Source organism: Streptomyces californicus (assembly GCF_000717645.1).
Taxonomy (GTDB): Bacteria; Actinomycetota; Actinomycetes; order Streptomycetales; family Streptomycetaceae; genus Streptomyces; species Streptomyces californicus.
The window spans coordinates 207,473-221,367 of record NZ_JNZZ01000003.1 but is presented as its reverse complement, the minus strand read 5'-3'; the positions used below and the strand labels follow the sequence as shown (position 1 = coordinate 221,367).

Genomic DNA, 13,895 nt, shown 5'->3' with positions numbered 1-13,895 from the left:
CCGGTGACGCGCGCGGGCGCGGCTCAGCTCCGCCCGGTGTGGTCCAGGATCGCGGCGGCCAGCGGGACGTGGACCTCGCGGGGGAGGGCGTGGCCCATGCCGGGGATCTCGACGAGCCGCGCGCCGCGGATCACCTGGGCGAGGTGCTCGGCGTGCGGGGCGGGTGCCACCGGTTCGGCGGGGGCCGAGGTGATCAGCGTGGGCACGTCGGTGGCGGCGAGCCGCTCGGTCCGCTCCATGCCGGAGTAGTCGGCGCGGGCGTGCGCGGTGCCGGCGTGGTGGTGCCCGGTGTGGGCGATGATCCGGCGCTCCAGCTCGCGGGCGTACGCGGCGTCGAACGGGATCGCACCGCCGCCGAGCACCCGCCAGTGCTCGACCCGGCGGTCCAGCTCGGCCTCGGGCCCCCGGTCCTCGACGGGCCGCGACCACAGCTCCATCAACTCCGCCGACACGCCAGGCAGTTCCTCCGGCGGAACACGGCTGCCGTCCGGCGCGGCGTACGGGGTGGAGCTGAGCGCGTTCGTCCCGATGACGGTGGCGCTGAGCAGTCGGTCAGGGTGGTCGGCGATGAGCAGTTGCGTGAGCATGCCGCCCAGCGACATCCCCACGACGTGCGCCCGCTCCACCTCGAACGCGTCCAGGACGGCGACGGCGTCCTCGGCCAGCGCGGTGAGCGGATAGGGCTGCTCCTCGAAGCAGGCGGTGGAGCGGCCGGTGTCCCGGTGGTCGTACCGGATCACCCGGTGCCGTACGGCCAGCAGCTCGACCAGCTCGTCGGGCCAGCCGAGCCCGGACGCCTGAGCGCCCATGACCAGAAGCAGAGCGGGCGCGTCCGGAGAACCGAGCTCCTCGGCCCAGAGACGGACACCGGGGGCGACATCGACAAAGCGTTCCAAGGAAGACCTCACAGATTCAGAGAAAATACGAGACGAGACGGCTCGTCTCGTTCCGAGAGTAGCGCATCGCCGGGGTCGGCACCAGGGGTGCGCGGGCGGCCCCGGTTCGCGCTTCCGGGAGAAGGTGCCGCTCAGGCGGGCGTGCGGTCGTCGTCGGTGGGTGCCGGTGGATGTCCTGGGTCGGCGAATATGTATCGGAGATCGATATATGCTCGCTGTATGACACGTCGGAACTCGTCCTTGACGGAACCGCAGTACTTCATCCTCGCCGCCCTCATGGACGGGCCGTTGCACGGCTACGGCATCATCAAGGCCGCCGAGCAGGCCACCGACGGGCGGCTCCGGATCGCCGTCGGCACTCTCTACGGCGCGCTGGAACGGCTGGAGCGGGCCGGTCTGACGGAGGCCGGTCACGAGGAGATCGTGGACGGACGGGCGCGGCGCTACTACCGGCTCACCGAGGACGGCGCCGCGGCGCTGAGTCGGGAGGCGCTGCGGATGCAGCAGGCGGCGGCCGTCGTCACCGCACACTCCCGGAACGCCGGAGCGGCCCCGGCATGAACCGTTTGCTGCTCGCGGCCTACCCCGAGCCCTACCGTTCCCGGCAGGGAGACGAGTTGCTGGCCTGCCTGGCCGAGGCGTATCCCGGCCGCTCCTGGCCCCCGCCGCGGGAGGCCGCGGCCCTGGTGCGTGCCGGGGTGCAGGCCCGTGCCCGTGCTGTCGCCGACGACACGGGCCGGCCGTGGTGGCTGGACGGCATCCACCTGGCCGCCCTGGCCCTCGCCGCCCTGGCGCTGGTTCCGTATCTGCAGGACGTCTGGCACTGGGCGCTGCGCATCGACCCCGGACAGCACGCCATCGCCTTCCGCTTCTCCGGCTGGTACCCGTGGGCCGAAGGCCCCACCCAGACGCGGCTGCTGCCCTACGGGCTGCTCCCGCTTGCCTGCCTGATCGCTCTGCTGCGCGGCAGACCGTGGATCGCGCTGCCGGCCGCGGCGGCCATGATCTGGGCCGGCGCCACGTCCCACGGCCGCATCCTCTTCGGCGACGAGGGCAAGGCGGGTCTGAGCTACTACGGGCTGGGGGCCCCGATCACGGCCCGTGACCTGGTGCTCTCGGGGACACTGTGCGCCGCGTGCGCCGTGCTGGCCCTCAGCCGTTCCAGCCGGCTGCGACGCCGCTCCTACGGCTGGCTGGCTCCCGTTGTGCTGGCCATGTTCATGGCCGGGAGCCTGCACATCATCTCCGTCAGTCCGGCTTTCCAGCGCGGCCTGTTCGTCCTCGAAGCCACCGCGCTGCTCGGCGCGTGGGTCGCGACGGCGGCCACCGGCGACCACCGATGGCTGATCCCCGTCGCGGTGGTCGCGGTCGTCCGCACGCAGGCGATCGTCGTCCAGCCGGAAAGCTTCATGCGGTCCTTCCCGGAGTTGGTCGTCCTCCTCCTGCTGATCGCCCCTCTCCCCGCCCTGGCGGTGACCGCCCAGCGCCGACAGGGGCGGGCACTCGCCGAATAGGCGCGGCCCCCGCCGGGCCGCCCGATCCCGGCGGCCCGCGTCGCGCCACCGGACGCGCGTGGCCGAACCACCCCCGACAGAAGAACGACAGAAGAAACAGAGCGATGACCCAGCACGATGCCCCGTCCCTGCCCACGCACCGTCCGGGGGCCTCAGGGCAGACCCCCGCAGACCCCGACACGTCGGGCCCGTCGCGAACGAGGCGGCCGTGGATGCCGACTCTGCTGTACAGCCTGGGGTTCCTGGCGGTCTACCTGCTCGCCATCTGCACCCCATGGGGGCAACGAGTCGAGAACGCCCTGTTCGATCTCGGTACGGACAACCGCGAAGAGGCATGGATCTACCCGCTCTCAGGAGCGGCCTACGGCTCGACGCCCCTGCCGCCGATGGAGTTGAGCGCCAAGCCCACTCTGATGGTGGGCCTGGCCGTCATCGTGGTCATCACGCTGGTGCGGCGGTGCTGGTGGCAGGGGTGCGCGGCGCTCGGGGTCGTCATCCTGACCACCGGGGGCAAGGTCGTGCTCAACTCGACGCTGCCCCGCCCCGATCTGGTGGGCGCACCCGAGAACCTCCTTGATCAGGGCTTTCCCAGCGGGCACACGGCCATCCCCGCCGCACTGACCCTCGCCGCCGTCCTCGTGGCGTCGCCCCGCGTCCGCCCCTACGCCGTCACGGCCGGTGTGCTGTGGCTCGCCTGCATCGCCGCGTACAGCGCGACCATGGGCGGCCACCGGCCCAGCGAGGTGCTGGGGGCCGCACTGCTGGCCTGCGCCTGCTACAGCCTCGCGACCTGGCTGTCGCCGGCCCCCGCGCCGGACGCCACGCGGAGTCCCCGGGCGCTGCCCGCCATCACCCTGACGCTGGCATCGGCCGTCGCCCTCGCCTCCGCCGCACGGAACGACACCCTCACCGGCTCCCTGGTCTCCGCGGCGACGGCCTTCGTCTGTGCGGCCCTGGTCTGGCACGCCGCGGTCGGGCGCCCGGCACACCACGCACCGGCCTGACCGCCGGTCCGCCCATGAAACGCCCGATGATGGGGTACGACGGTCCTGATCGGGTGTCCTGCGGACTGTGTGCGGACTGCCCTGCTGCAACACCTGGGAGGGGCCCTCGGTGTGATGGTGTAGCCGATCAGGTTGAAGGAAGGCGAACGGCGCTGCCGCACCGCCGTGGCGTCCTGGTTGTCACGGCTTGAGGAGTGGCCGGCCTGCAGCAAGGGGGTGCCATGCGCCGAGCCGGATGGCGCATGGCACCGAAGCTGTTAGGGTCCATCGGCTGATAACCCATCCGGGCTGGCCCACGGCTCTGCTTCAAGTCTGCGGCCGTGGAGTCGGTAGACCATCTCGTCGGGGGAACGGCTAACACGGGCGAGCCGCCAGGCAGCGTCGTACGACAAGCGGCCGTGGAACTGAGCGCGGATGCGGCGAGCCAGAAGACTTGTGGCCGGGTCCAGGACGCATCGCCACAGGATCAATCTCATTCCTGCTTCCCTGCGGCATTGATCAGGGCTTGGGCTGTTTTTTCATCGCCGTGCACTTTGACGGTCTTCGCCAGGATGGTCAGCAACTCCTTGCGACCTTCCTCCGAGAGCCCAGCCACGAAGTCATGGAGCAGTTGGGCTACCACCACCCACCGTGCCTGCGGTTGCCACTGCTGAACTTCGCGCACCAAGTCCGGAAGACTCGTCCCGGCAGGAGGCGCACCCAGTCGCGGCCAGTGCTCCGTGTTGCGTTCCAGCAGCGTGTACAGACGAGCTGAAGCAGGGTCGGCAAGGATCTCCGTGCGGAGGAATTCCGCGCGCGCTCGCGCTTGCCTGCGGGCTAACGCGTCCAGCTCGTACTCGCGGCGGAGCTGGTCCTCCTCACGAGAGTGCTCGACGCGTCGTTGGGCATCTTCTCGCTCCTGCTCTCGTCGCCGACGAGCCTCTTCGAGGGCGTAGCCCTGGCGCATTCGCTCCGCCAGGAGGGCTGCCTTCTGAGTAGAGTCATCGATCGTGAGGCGGACATAACAATGAAGAACTTCGACCCCGACTCCACTCAGCGGCAGTTGCGCCCGCAAGGCAGCGTTGATGTCGTGCTCGGCAGCGTCGCGCCGCAGGACATCGCATGACGCTGCGGCGTCGTCCACAATCTCCCGGACGAGACGGGCTGCGTCATCTGGGCTACCGGTGCCACCGCCTTGTCCCGCCCTCCATGTCACATGAACTTGCGCGGTGAACCGCAGCGTCGGCTCACTGCTGGCGAGCCGGTCGACGAACGTATAAGTCCAAGTGGGAGGTGGGGCTGGCGGTTCTTCTGCGGGCGTGCTTCGTCGTGGCCAGGGAATGAAGCGCCTCACGCGGTGTCGGTCCCCCTGGTGCTGGCCCCGGTGGCCTCCTTCTGCTCTTGCTCCTGCACCGCGGCGTGCAGGTCTTCGTCGAGGAGAGCGCTCAGCTCCTGCCGGACTGCCTCCCTTTCCTTGGAGAAGGGGCGGTCCTTGCCTTGCACCCAGCCGTGTGCGCAGGCGCGAAGCGTCTCTCGCAGGACTCGCCCTTCCTCTGTGCCTCGTATGTCAACGGCCTTCCGCAGGGAATGCAGGATGAGGTCTTTCAAAGGGAGGTGCCGCAAGCCGGCGTCCAGCCAAAGGAATACCGCCTTGTCTACCTGCCTAGTCCCGGTCGGCCCAGGGCCTTCCCTCAACAGGGTTCGCCAGCCCTTAACCAGATCCTCTGGCGATGGGTGGAATTCCTCGTCGTCTCCGTGGCTAGCATTGTCGAGGATGAGTGGAATGTCGAGGTTGCTTGGCCCTGTGGCTGTCGCTAATGCGGCGAATGTCTGGCGGCCGACGGTGTCCTTGATCTTGTCGTTTCCACACCAGTCGACGATGTCCTTGAACAGCAATGGCCGTACGGAAGCATCTGCCCAGAGGGTGCGCACGGCGTCCTGCAATGCCTCGGCCACTTCGGCATGTTCCGACTCGGCGGCATGTCGAAGGCGCCGCAGCGCCTTTCCGGTGTGGGCCCGGCCGAACTTTCCAGCGCAGACAGATACGACTGCCAAGGGTAGAGCGGCCTCTGTCTTGCGGCTCGACCAGGCCAGCAACATCGTGTGGACGTACGGCGCGCTGGCTGGGTGAACGGCCGCGTCATCTAGGAGGGTTGTGGCCATAGGCCACAGTCCCTTTTTGGGATTCTTGTGCCATGTTGTGACAATCTCCTCCAGCGGCTCCTGCCGGCGGTGGCGAACTGCCCAGCGGACGGCGAAATCTCCAATTCTCTCGGCTAGGGCTCGCCTATAATCTAGGTCGACACTTTCCATGGCCAGCTTCGGTTCATCCAGGGGGGCGTGCGCCAGCCACTGCAGGAACGGTACGCGCGCGAGCGGTCGGTCAGTCCAGAAGTATTCCAGAGCGGCGTCGTCCCAGTGCGGACGCCGGAAGCTGAGTACGCCTTCCTTTGTGCGCTCCGCATGGATGGCCCGGGTCATGGCGATTACGCCTGGTGCTTTCTGTCCTGTGACCTCGATGTTGTCCCCTTCAAGAGATTTAGTGAGGTCGGCAGCTTTGGCGTAAATGTGACCGACAGGCGCCCCGCGTAATACGGCTGCGGTTACCAGGAAGTTGCGCTGGAAACTGGTTCTTTCCGACTTCTCATGCCAGTCGTGGAGGTCGTCCTCCCAGTTGTCGCGGGCGGCCGCCACCTCGTTGACTTGCTCGTCAATGGCCGCATCGGTATCCGCCACCGCTTCCGCGCGACGAAGCTGCAATGCATCCAGGCCAACGGAGGCTTCAGCGATGGTACGCAAGGCGGTCCGCCGAGCCTCCCGCATGAGTTCCACAATGCGCAGAACCTCGGTCGGACTCTGCCCATCCAGGAGGGCTTTCATCTTCCGATGCCTGAGCCAGGAGGTCACTGGAAAGTCTGGCTCTTCAGCCCGCAGCCATCGCTCCGCGACATCGGCCGGCCGTGCCGTACCGAGGTTAGGGTCTGCACCCTCCGGAGCGCCGCGACCAATGCGTCGCCACTGCTCGGGAGTAGTGATCACGATGAGACGACTATGGCGCGGACTGAGGTACTCCCAGACCTTTTCTAGATTCGCGCCGAACGAGTCGTGGACCTCGAAACCATCCTCATCGGGGGGAAGTTCGAGTACGTAGCCACGGTGGTGCTCGCGTGGGAGACGCTTGACTGGAAAGACCGAAGCGCTTCCGAACGAGAGCGGCCAGACCTCCTTGATGAGGCCGCTCTCCATGAGGCGGGCCATGAGGGCGTATGCAGTGATGTTGCGACTCGTTCCGGGGGGCCGACTGATTACCAGAACGGACCCATCTGTTTCGAGCAGAGAGTAGGCATCGGTGAAGGTGCTGCGCTCGGTCTTTGCGAAGTAGTCGCCGTCCTGCTTCACATACAGTTCGGCGTACACTTCGCTGACGACGTCGAGGTACCCAGCAGAGATCGGTGCGTGAGTGTCGAGCGTCTGCTCGAATACATTTTTCACGGCGATCATCTCGCCGTTGTTGACCACAGCGCGCTGAAGGAGTGCCGCCTGGTGGAAGGCTTCTACCGTGGCTGGATCCGGCGTATGTCGCTGAGACGCGGAGCCCGGGGGGTCCTGCGGCGGCGTGCTCGTGGCAGAGGGCGTGTCACGAGGAGCAGCACCGTTGACAACGGCCGGCGTGTCTTGTGATTGGGCGTCGTCTACCGAAGGCGTGTAGCCCGATCCCCCGCCCGCCGCTGCTCCATCACGCCTTTCGTCGTGGTTGGCGCGGTGCCCTTCGTACAAGACTCGGTGCTGTATCTCCGAGCCCTCGGCTGTCTCTGTCTCACCGCTCGGGGAGGACGTCCCTGGTGGCGTCTCCGCCTCCTTCGCTGGGCCCTCATGCGGCGCGAAGCCATCCGTACGCGAGACTGTGTGCGTTCCCTCAGACGCAAGGGCTGCCCCGTCCTGGACTGACGCGATAGCGTCATCGGAGGGCGGCTGGGGCTTTTCGAGGGCCGAGGCACCGTCACCGGAGGCCACGAGTTGCTCTGCGCTGGTCGGCGGGTTCGTCGCTGGACGCCAGTGATGATCCGCAGCATCTGCTGTCGGATCGCTTGGTGAGGGAGGGAGCGAATCTCCGGCTCCAGATGGCGATGGCGGTTGCCCATCGAATCGCCCATACGGATCGGGCTCTTGTGCGCCGTGCCGGGCGTCGTCGTTCTCGAAGCTCATGGATGCGTCAGCCTTAGCCGATTGGTCCGTCGAAGTGCATGCCGACCTGCTCGCCCGTCTCAGTGATGGTCCCGCTGGTCTGCACAACCCGGGCCCGGCCCTTGGCGGTCATTCCCTGCGCACGGATGCCGACCTGCTGACCCGAGATCTCGTCTGCGTGCTGAGAGACTTCCGCGCCGGGCTGAGGGCGCTGCTCGTCCCCGAACGGGAGGCTGCATCCGTAGACCTCTTCGAGGTCTCGACGCAACTGGCCGAGGAGGTCACGAAGCCCCTCGTCCTCCCCCTGCAATAGATCTGGGCGGGACAGATAGACCCGAAGGGCGCCTTGGGCCTGGCTGACGCGCTCGACACGCGCGTCTGTAAGTTCTCCAGCTCGCACCTGCAGGGCGCTCGGCCGTCCTGCCACGCTTTCCGGCTCTTCGACCGGGACACGCCCGGCCCGCCTGTCGAGCACGGCACTCGCGCGATCAAACAGGAACCTGACAGCTTCGGTCAGCATCGTTCCGGCAAGCACCGGAAACGCCAGCGGATCCACGTTGTATCCCTCCCCGTTACCCCACCACACCTTGGCGTGACACACGAGCGCAGCCAAGGCGAAAAGCGTGACTCACGGTATGGGGTTGATCACCGCAACGAAAGCGCCAATCACGCCAGCATGGAGTTGCGGGACGGGGAAGATGTCCGAATCGCGGCGTCGGTTACCCATCGGGTGCAGCTGTGCTCGGCCGCTCAGGCAGTAGCTCCAGCCCCCAGCGATCTGTCCGGACAGGTCTTCACTCCCAGCCACCCAGGGACACTTGGGGCCCGCCGGCCAGGTAGCGATGGAGAGCACTGGCAGTGGTCTCCACGAATTCCTTGGGGATGGCCTTGGTGTCGACCCAGCGGACTTGGGCGTGCTCGCGCGGTTCGCTGTTCTCTGGCTCGCCGGACCACTCATGGGCGACGAACACGACCGTGCAGAAACCGTTTGAGGCCTTCACGCCCCAGGCGCCGTGGATGATGTGGGCGGCCTTGAACGCTTCCAGCCCAACGGTCAGACCGATCTCTTCGTACAGCTCACGGACGGCCGTCGCAGTGATCGGCTCGCCGGGTTCGCTCTTGCCGACCGGGATGTCCCACATGCCCTTGGCGAATTTGGCCTGGTCGCTGCGCTGGAGGAGGACCACGCGGTTGGTGGCCTTGTCGTGGGCGATGACAGTGGCGACCATCAGGGTCATGGATTCCAGGGCAGGCTTGGGCGTCTTGGGCTGGTCATCGGTCGGCGGCTGAGCCACGGTGATCCCTTCGCGGGCCGGGTTGATGGCAGTGGCCTACTCGTAGGCCCAGGCTCGGCCCGTCTGCCGGTACTCCTCTACGGGGATAGGCTCGACGCCGGTCCTCATGCGGGCGTTGTACAGCAGGCCGTCGAGGTGGTCGACCTCATGGTGGTTCAGACGAGCCAGGCCGCGTTCGTACACGGTCGTCACGGCCTCGCCGGCCAAGGAGGTGGTCTCGACGGTGATCTTCAGGGGCCGGGGGACAAGGCGCCGGACGTCGAAGAAGCTGAGGCAGCCCTCGTACTGCTCGTCCATCTCGCTGGAGCGGTCGGTGATCTTCGGGTTGAGCAGGATGACCGAGGGGCCGTCGCCGGGCGGCTGGATGACAGCCGCCGCCCGGCCGATGCCGATCTGCAGGGCGGCGATGCCCATGCCCTTGGCGAAGGGGTGGACCTGGCCGATCCGCTCCATGGCGGCGAACAGCTCGTCGGTGATGCGCTCGGCCTCGTCGCGCTCGGCGGGCAGGGCGAAGGCGCGGGCCGGTTGGGCGAGGATGCTGGCGCCGTGCTGGACGACTCCGAGGTCTCGCATCTGCTGGCTTGGCCGCACGTCAATCACCTGAACTCCCCTTGAGCCGTCTCGTGTTCAGGCCGTGCCCGGAACCGTCACTCAAGACGGTACCGAGCGTGCAGAGCGGCTGTGGCCGTGATCCACGTGAATTGCCGTAGCTCGCCGTGGTCGCTGCGGACGGGCGGGGTCGGCAGCGGGGAGGCTTCGGCGGTCATCGAGGCCCGCAGGGCGCTCCAGGCGACGGAGAACGAGGCCGCCGAGCGCGAGGGTCGCGAGCCTGTCGAGCTACCGCACATGGTGACCCACGACCTGCGCCACTTCTTCGCCTCCGCCCTCATCGCTGGCGGAGCGAGCGTCAGCAGGTCCAGATGCTCCTCGGCCACGCGTCCGTCGTCATGACGCTGCGGATCTACGCGCGCCTGTGGCCGGGAAAAGAAGACCGCACCCGGGCCGTCATGGGCGCCGTGCTCGGCGGCCTGCGGACCGGGTGCGGACCGGTAGGGAGTCTGACCAGCGAAACCGCAGGTCAGACGGCCCAACCAGAGGTCAGGCCTTCTTGGTCTCCCAGAAGATCCGGTCGACCTCGGCGATGAGGTCCAGCGCCTTCTGGCCCGTCTTCGGGTCGTTCGAGCCCTTGGCCGCGGAGAGCGCCTTCAGGGTGTCGTTGATCAGCTGGTGCAGCTCCGGGTACTTCTCGAAGTGCGGGGGCTTGAAGTAGTCGCTCCAGAGCACCGAGACGTGGTGCTTCGCGAGCTCGGCGCGCTGCTCCTTGATCAGGATCGCGCGGGTGCGGAAGTCCGCGTCCTCGTTGGCCTGGTACTTCTCCTGGACGGCCTTGACCGACTCGGCCTCGATGCGGGCCTGGGCCGGGTCGTACACGCCGCAGGGCAGGTCGCAGTGGGCGCTGACCTTCACCTTGGGGGCAAACAGGCGGGAAAGCATGGAGCTGTCCTCCTCGTGATCGTCTTCTCAGGTGGGACATTACTCCGTGGAGCGCCGCTTTCCGTGGCTGCCCCTGGGGCTTAGGTCAAAAGTCCGGGGTGGGAATCGGGCCGTCGGCCGAATGTACGGGGCCGTGCGCGGGGCGGTGTACTGGCGGACGTACCGGAGGAGAAGGAGCGGGAGGTGCCCAAGATGCCGGGGCGACGAGAGGTGTCCGGAGACGGGCGGGCGGCGCGGCGGGCGTTGCGGGTCGTGGAGGTGACCGGGCCCTCGATGGTGCCCACGCTGTACCACGGCGACCTGCTGCTCGTGCGGTACGGGGCGTCCGTGCACCCCGGCGACGTGGTGATCCTGCGTCACCCCTTCCAGCAGGACCTGCTGGTGGTCAAGCGGGCCGTCGAGCGGCGGCCCGGCGGCTGGTGGGTGCGCGGCGACAACACCTTCGCGGGCGGGGACAGCACGGACTACGGGGTCGTGCCCGAGGAACTCGTGCTCGCCCGGGTGCTGGCCCGCTACCGGCCCCTGGCGCAGGGTCAGCGCTCGGTGTCGGCCGTGGCCGGCTGGGCTGCCTCCGCGCTGCGGCCGGTGCGTTCGGCCTCCTCGCGCTTGCGGGCCCGGTAGGCGGCCACGTTCGCGCGTGTCGCGCAGCGGTCCGAGCAGTAGCGCCGGGAGCGGTTGGTGGACGTGTCCAGGTAGGCGTTGCGGCACGGCGACGCCTCGCACAGGCCGAGCCGGTCCACGCCGTGCTCGGTGAGGTGGAAGGCCAGGCCCATCGCCGCGATGGCCGCGTAGCCGGCGGTCGCGTTCGACGGGTGGTCGGCCAGGTGCATGTGCCAGTCCGGCCTGCCGTCCTCGTCCCGTACGTCGTGCCCCGAGATCTGCGGGCTCACCGGGAACTCCAGCAGCAGCGAGTTCAGCAGGTCGACCGCGAGTGTCTCGTCGCCGCCGTCCGCCGCCTCGAAGACCGCGCGCAGCCGGGCCCGTACCGCGCGGAAACGCGTCACGTCCGCCTCGGTCGTCCGGCGCGCCGCCTGCTGGTTCGCGCCGAACAGCTCCCGTACCGCCTCGACAGAGGTGAGGGCGTCCTTGGTGCGGGCCGGCTCCTCGGTGTTGACCAGGCGCACGGCGTAGTCCGAGTAATAGGCCAGTTCCACTTGTAGTCCTTACGGTGTCGGTCTAGAGTCGGGGCACCGGCCAGTGTAATGGTCGGTTTGCGGATATGGGTCTTACCTGGAGGTTGGGATGACGGAGACGGTTGCGAGCACCGACTGGCAGTCCTGGCAGGAGAGCTGGGACCGGCAGCAGGAGTGGTACATGCCCGACCGCGAGGAGCGGTTCCGGGTGATGCTGGACATGGTCGAGGCGGTGGTCGGGCCGGAGCCGCGCGTGCTGGACCTCGCGTGCGGTACGGGAAGTATTACGGACCGGCTCCTCAAGCGGTTCCCGAACGCCACGAGCACCGGCGTCGACCTCGACCCCGCGCTCCTGGCCATCGCCCGGGGCACGTTCGACGGCGACGACCGGGTCTCCTTCGTCACCGCCGACCTCAAGGACTCCGACTGGACGGCCCGGCTGCCCCACTCCTCGTACGACGCCGTCCTCACCGCCACCGCCCTGCACTGGCTGCACCGGGATCCGCTCGCCACGCTCTACGGTCAGCTCGGCGGCCTCGTCCGGGACGGCGGGGTCTTCATGAACGCCGACCGCACGATCGACACCGCCACCCCCCGCATCAACGCCGCCGAACGCGCCCACCGGCACGCCGCCATGGACCGCGCCAAGGCCGCCGGGGCGCTGGACTGGGCCGAGTGGTGGGCGCTCGCCGCGAAGGACCCGGTCCTCGCCGGGCCGACCGCCGAGCGCTTCGCGCTCTACGGCGAGCACGCGGACGGCGACATGCCCTCCGCCGACTGGCACGCCCGCACCCTGCTGGCCGCCGGCTTCGGCGAGGCCCGCGCGGTCTGGGCGTCCCCCTCGGACTCCCTGGTCCTCGCGGTGAAGTAGCCGCCCGCCCAGGCCGCAGGGCGAGAGAAGGGGCGGCACGGGCTTCGGGCCCGTGCCGCCCCTTTCTCCTTTCTCCGCCGCCACCCGCAACCTCCGCCGGGCCCCGGCGCACTGGAAGGGTGAGACGGTCCGCCTCCGCGGGCCGGACAGCGGTGAGAGAAGGGGGTGGGGACGTGTCCGTTCCGGGGAGGGGCCGCCATGCGGGCCGATGACGCCGAGGCGCTGCGCGCCTTCGTGGAGAGCAGACGGACCGCGCTGTTCCGCAGCGCGTATCTGCTCTGCGGCGACCGGCACGAGGCCGAGGACCTCGTCCAGAGTGCCCTGGTCAAGGTCGTCCTCGGCGGACGCCGCCACGGCCGGCTCGACAACATCGAGGCGTACGCCCGCAAGACGCTGGTCAACACGTTCATCGCCGGCCGGCGGCGGTTCTGGCGACGGGAACGGGCGTACGGCGAACTGCCCGACCGCCCGGGGAACACGGCCGACACGGACACCGGTCTGGTCGTCAGACAGGCGCTCGCCCGGCTCACCGCCAGGCAGCGGGCGGTGCTGGTGCTCCGCTACTGGGAGGACCTGAGCGTGGAGGCCACGGCCGAGGCGCTCGGCATGCGGACGAACACGGTCAAGAGCCATACGGCTCGGGGGTTGGCGGCGCTGCGCGCCGGGATGGCGGAGGAACTGGTATGAACGACGTCCGTGAACTGCTCGACCGCGCGGCCGGGGGAGCGGGGCAGCCCGCGTTCTCCGCCGGGGCGGTGTACGCGAAGGCCGCCCGGATCCGCAGGCGCCGCCGGGCCGCCGCCTCGGCGGCCGTCCTCGCGGTGGTCGCCGCCGGCGCGTTCACCCTGCCCCGCACGGGCGGCGACGAGGACCCCGCACCCGCCTCGGTGGCGTCGGCCGGGCCGTCCGCGTCCCCGTCCGCTGCCGCGGCCGACCGGGCCGGGCGGCTGGCCGCGCTGCTGCCGCCGGACGTGGGGGAGATCGAAGAGGTCTCGCTCCTCGCCCTCATCAAGGGGGCGACACCCGAACAGGCGCGGACCGACCGTCTCGGACCGCTGGACGGGCAGTACGCGTTCCGCAGGGACGGCGGAGTCGGCTATCTGGTGCTGACCCTGGAGGACCGGGAGGCGGTGGAGAGGAAGACGGGCCGCCCGGCCGATCCGGACGAGGACCTCTGCGTCCGGGTGGGCCAGGAGCCGTCCCGTACCGACTGTGAGCGCGAGGCGCTTCCCGGCGGCCGGGCGCTGACGACGTGGCGCGACACGATGGACGTCGGGGGTGACGACGGCGTCGGCTGGGGGCCCGAACTGGCCGGCCGGCTCGTCCAGCCGGACGGCTCGCAGTTCCTCGTGCGCTCCAGCACCGGCTTCGAGGGCACCGGCACCCAGGGGCCCCTGCTCCTGGAGCCGCCGCTCTCCCGGGCGCAGCTGAAGGAGCTGCTCACCGGCCCGGAGGTGCAGCCGAAGGGCTGATGCCCCGGACGCGCGAAAGGGCGGTACGGACCTTGGTCCGTACCGCCCTCCG

The 13,895-nt window shown here is 69.1% G+C and carries 15 protein-coding genes and 1 pseudogene; 8 read left to right on the top strand and 8 right to left on the bottom strand.

Annotated elements, in window-relative coordinates; translation table 11 throughout:
* Positions 1-23 precede the first annotated feature (23 nt).
* Complete coding sequence (locus IF19_RS0105920) at positions 24-896, bottom strand: alpha/beta fold hydrolase (protein ID WP_030113577.1); 873 nt, start codon at positions 894-896, stop codon at positions 24-26.
* 219 nt (positions 897-1,115) lie between these two features.
* On the opposite strand from IF19_RS0105920, the gene IF19_RS0105915 reads away from it, so the two are divergent.
* From IF19_RS0105915 to IF19_RS0105905, 3 genes are all read left to right on the top strand, one after another.
* The gene (locus IF19_RS0105915) at positions 1,116-1,457 is read left to right on the top strand and encodes a PadR family transcriptional regulator (protein ID WP_030113576.1); all 342 of its coding nucleotides are present in this window, start codon (positions 1,116-1,118) and stop codon (positions 1,455-1,457) included.
* Entirely contained in the window at positions 1,454-2,410 is a 957-nt protein-coding gene (locus tag IF19_RS0105910) for a hypothetical protein (protein WP_030113575.1), read from the top strand. Before IF19_RS0105915 ends, IF19_RS0105910 begins: the two co-directional genes overlap by 4 nt.
* Positions 2,411-2,622: 212 nt before the next feature.
* Positions 2,623-3,414, top strand: coding sequence for a phosphatase PAP2 family protein (locus IF19_RS0105905; RefSeq protein WP_418952707.1), 792 nt, complete (start codon positions 2,623-2,625; stop codon positions 3,412-3,414).
* A gap of 472 nt (positions 3,415-3,886) precedes the next feature.
* On the opposite strand, the gene IF19_RS1000000137375 is transcribed toward IF19_RS0105905, so the two are convergent.
* The 5 genes from IF19_RS1000000137375 to IF19_RS0105880 form a co-directional block, all read right to left on the bottom strand.
* Entirely contained in the window at positions 3,887-4,537 is a 651-nt protein-coding gene (locus IF19_RS1000000137375; protein WP_128647635.1) for a hypothetical protein, read from the bottom strand.
* Positions 4,538-4,743: 206 nt separating this feature from the next.
* Positions 4,744-6,894 carry a hypothetical protein gene (locus IF19_RS1000000135355; protein ID WP_234313159.1) on the bottom strand — a complete coding sequence of 717 codons (2,151 nt, stop codon included), beginning with the start codon at positions 6,892-6,894 and terminating at the stop codon, positions 4,744-4,746.
* Positions 6,895-7,612: 718 nt separating this feature from the next.
* Positions 7,613-8,191, bottom strand: a complete 579-nt coding sequence (locus IF19_RS0105890) for a hypothetical protein (protein WP_234313158.1) — start codon at positions 8,189-8,191, stop codon at positions 7,613-7,615.
* A gap of 181 nt (positions 8,192-8,372) precedes the next feature.
* Positions 8,373-8,873, bottom strand: coding sequence for an NUDIX domain-containing protein (locus IF19_RS0105885; RefSeq protein WP_031012268.1), 501 nt, complete (start codon positions 8,871-8,873; stop codon positions 8,373-8,375).
* A gap of 36 nt (positions 8,874-8,909) precedes the next feature.
* Positions 8,910-9,464 (bottom strand): peptide deformylase, encoded by a 555-nt coding sequence (locus IF19_RS0105880; RefSeq protein WP_234313157.1) that lies wholly within the window; start codon positions 9,462-9,464, stop codon positions 8,910-8,912.
* A 180-nt stretch (positions 9,465-9,644) separates the two neighbouring features.
* Here IF19_RS0105880 and IF19_RS1000000138795 point away from each other — a divergent pair.
* Positions 9,645-10,018: pseudogene (locus IF19_RS1000000138795) on the top strand (tyrosine-type recombinase/integrase); the annotation flags it as partial.
* On the opposite strand, the gene sodN reads toward IF19_RS1000000138795, so the two are convergent.
* Positions 9,972-10,367 carry a superoxide dismutase, Ni gene (sodN, locus tag IF19_RS0105870; protein ID WP_015611295.1) on the bottom strand — a complete coding sequence of 132 codons (396 nt, stop codon included), beginning with the start codon at positions 10,365-10,367 and terminating at the stop codon, positions 9,972-9,974. The pseudogene IF19_RS1000000138795 and the gene sodN sit on opposite strands and share 47 nt — an antisense overlap.
* Before the next feature lie 192 nt (positions 10,368-10,559).
* On the opposite strand from sodN, the gene sodX reads away from it, so the two are divergent.
* Entirely contained in the window at positions 10,560-10,988 is a 429-nt protein-coding gene (gene sodX / locus IF19_RS0105865) for a nickel-type superoxide dismutase maturation protease (protein ID WP_030113566.1), read from the top strand.
* Here sodX and IF19_RS0105860 read toward each other — a convergent pair.
* Positions 10,901-11,521 (bottom strand): CGNR zinc finger domain-containing protein, encoded by a 621-nt coding sequence (locus IF19_RS0105860; protein ID WP_030113565.1) that lies wholly within the window; start codon positions 11,519-11,521, stop codon positions 10,901-10,903. The two genes, sodX and IF19_RS0105860, sit on opposite strands and share 88 nt — an antisense overlap.
* A gap of 88 nt (positions 11,522-11,609) precedes the next feature.
* On the opposite strand from IF19_RS0105860, the gene IF19_RS0105855 reads away from it, so the two are divergent.
* The 3 genes from IF19_RS0105855 (at position 11,610) to IF19_RS0105845 (ending at position 13,843) form a co-directional block, all read left to right on the top strand.
* Positions 11,610-12,371, top strand: a complete 762-nt coding sequence (locus IF19_RS0105855; protein WP_030113564.1) for a class I SAM-dependent methyltransferase — start codon at positions 11,610-11,612, stop codon at positions 12,369-12,371.
* Between the two features lie 198 nt (positions 12,372-12,569).
* Positions 12,570-13,058, top strand: a complete 489-nt coding sequence (locus IF19_RS0105850) for a SigE family RNA polymerase sigma factor (protein ID WP_030113563.1) — start codon at positions 12,570-12,572, stop codon at positions 13,056-13,058.
* Positions 13,055-13,843, top strand: coding sequence for a hypothetical protein (locus IF19_RS0105845; RefSeq protein ID WP_030113562.1), 789 nt, complete (start codon positions 13,055-13,057; stop codon positions 13,841-13,843). The genes IF19_RS0105850 and IF19_RS0105845 overlap by 4 nt, the downstream gene beginning before the upstream one ends.
* Positions 13,844-13,895 lie beyond the last annotated feature (52 nt).

What these genes read in the sequence shown, in the direction of transcription:
- sodN (WP_015611295.1), bottom strand. Translation starts at nt 10,367, where the DNA reads ATGCTTTCCCGCCTGTTTGCCCCCAAGGTGAAGGTCAGCGCCCACTGC.
- sodX (WP_030113566.1), top strand. Translation starts at nt 10,560, where the DNA reads ATGCCGGGGCGACGAGAGGTGTCCGGAGACGGGCGGGCGGCGCGGCGG.
- IF19_RS0105910 (WP_030113575.1), top strand. Translation starts at nt 1,454, where the DNA reads ATGAACCGTTTGCTGCTCGCGGCCTACCCCGAGCCCTACCGTTCCCGG.
- IF19_RS0105905 (WP_418952707.1), top strand. Translation starts at nt 2,623, where the DNA reads ATGCCGACTCTGCTGTACAGCCTGGGGTTCCTGGCGGTCTACCTGCTC.
- IF19_RS0105845 (WP_030113562.1), top strand. Translation starts at nt 13,055, where the DNA reads ATGAACGACGTCCGTGAACTGCTCGACCGCGCGGCCGGGGGAGCGGGG.
- IF19_RS0105855 (WP_030113564.1), top strand. Translation starts at nt 11,610, where the DNA reads ATGACGGAGACGGTTGCGAGCACCGACTGGCAGTCCTGGCAGGAGAGC.
- IF19_RS0105850 (WP_030113563.1), top strand. Translation starts at nt 12,570, where the DNA reads ATGCGGGCCGATGACGCCGAGGCGCTGCGCGCCTTCGTGGAGAGCAGA.
- IF19_RS1000000135355 (WP_234313159.1), bottom strand. Translation starts at nt 6,894, where the DNA reads ATGATCGCCGTGAAAAATGTATTCGAGCAGACGCTCGACACTCACGCA.
- IF19_RS0105915 (WP_030113576.1), top strand. Translation starts at nt 1,116, where the DNA reads ATGACACGTCGGAACTCGTCCTTGACGGAACCGCAGTACTTCATCCTC.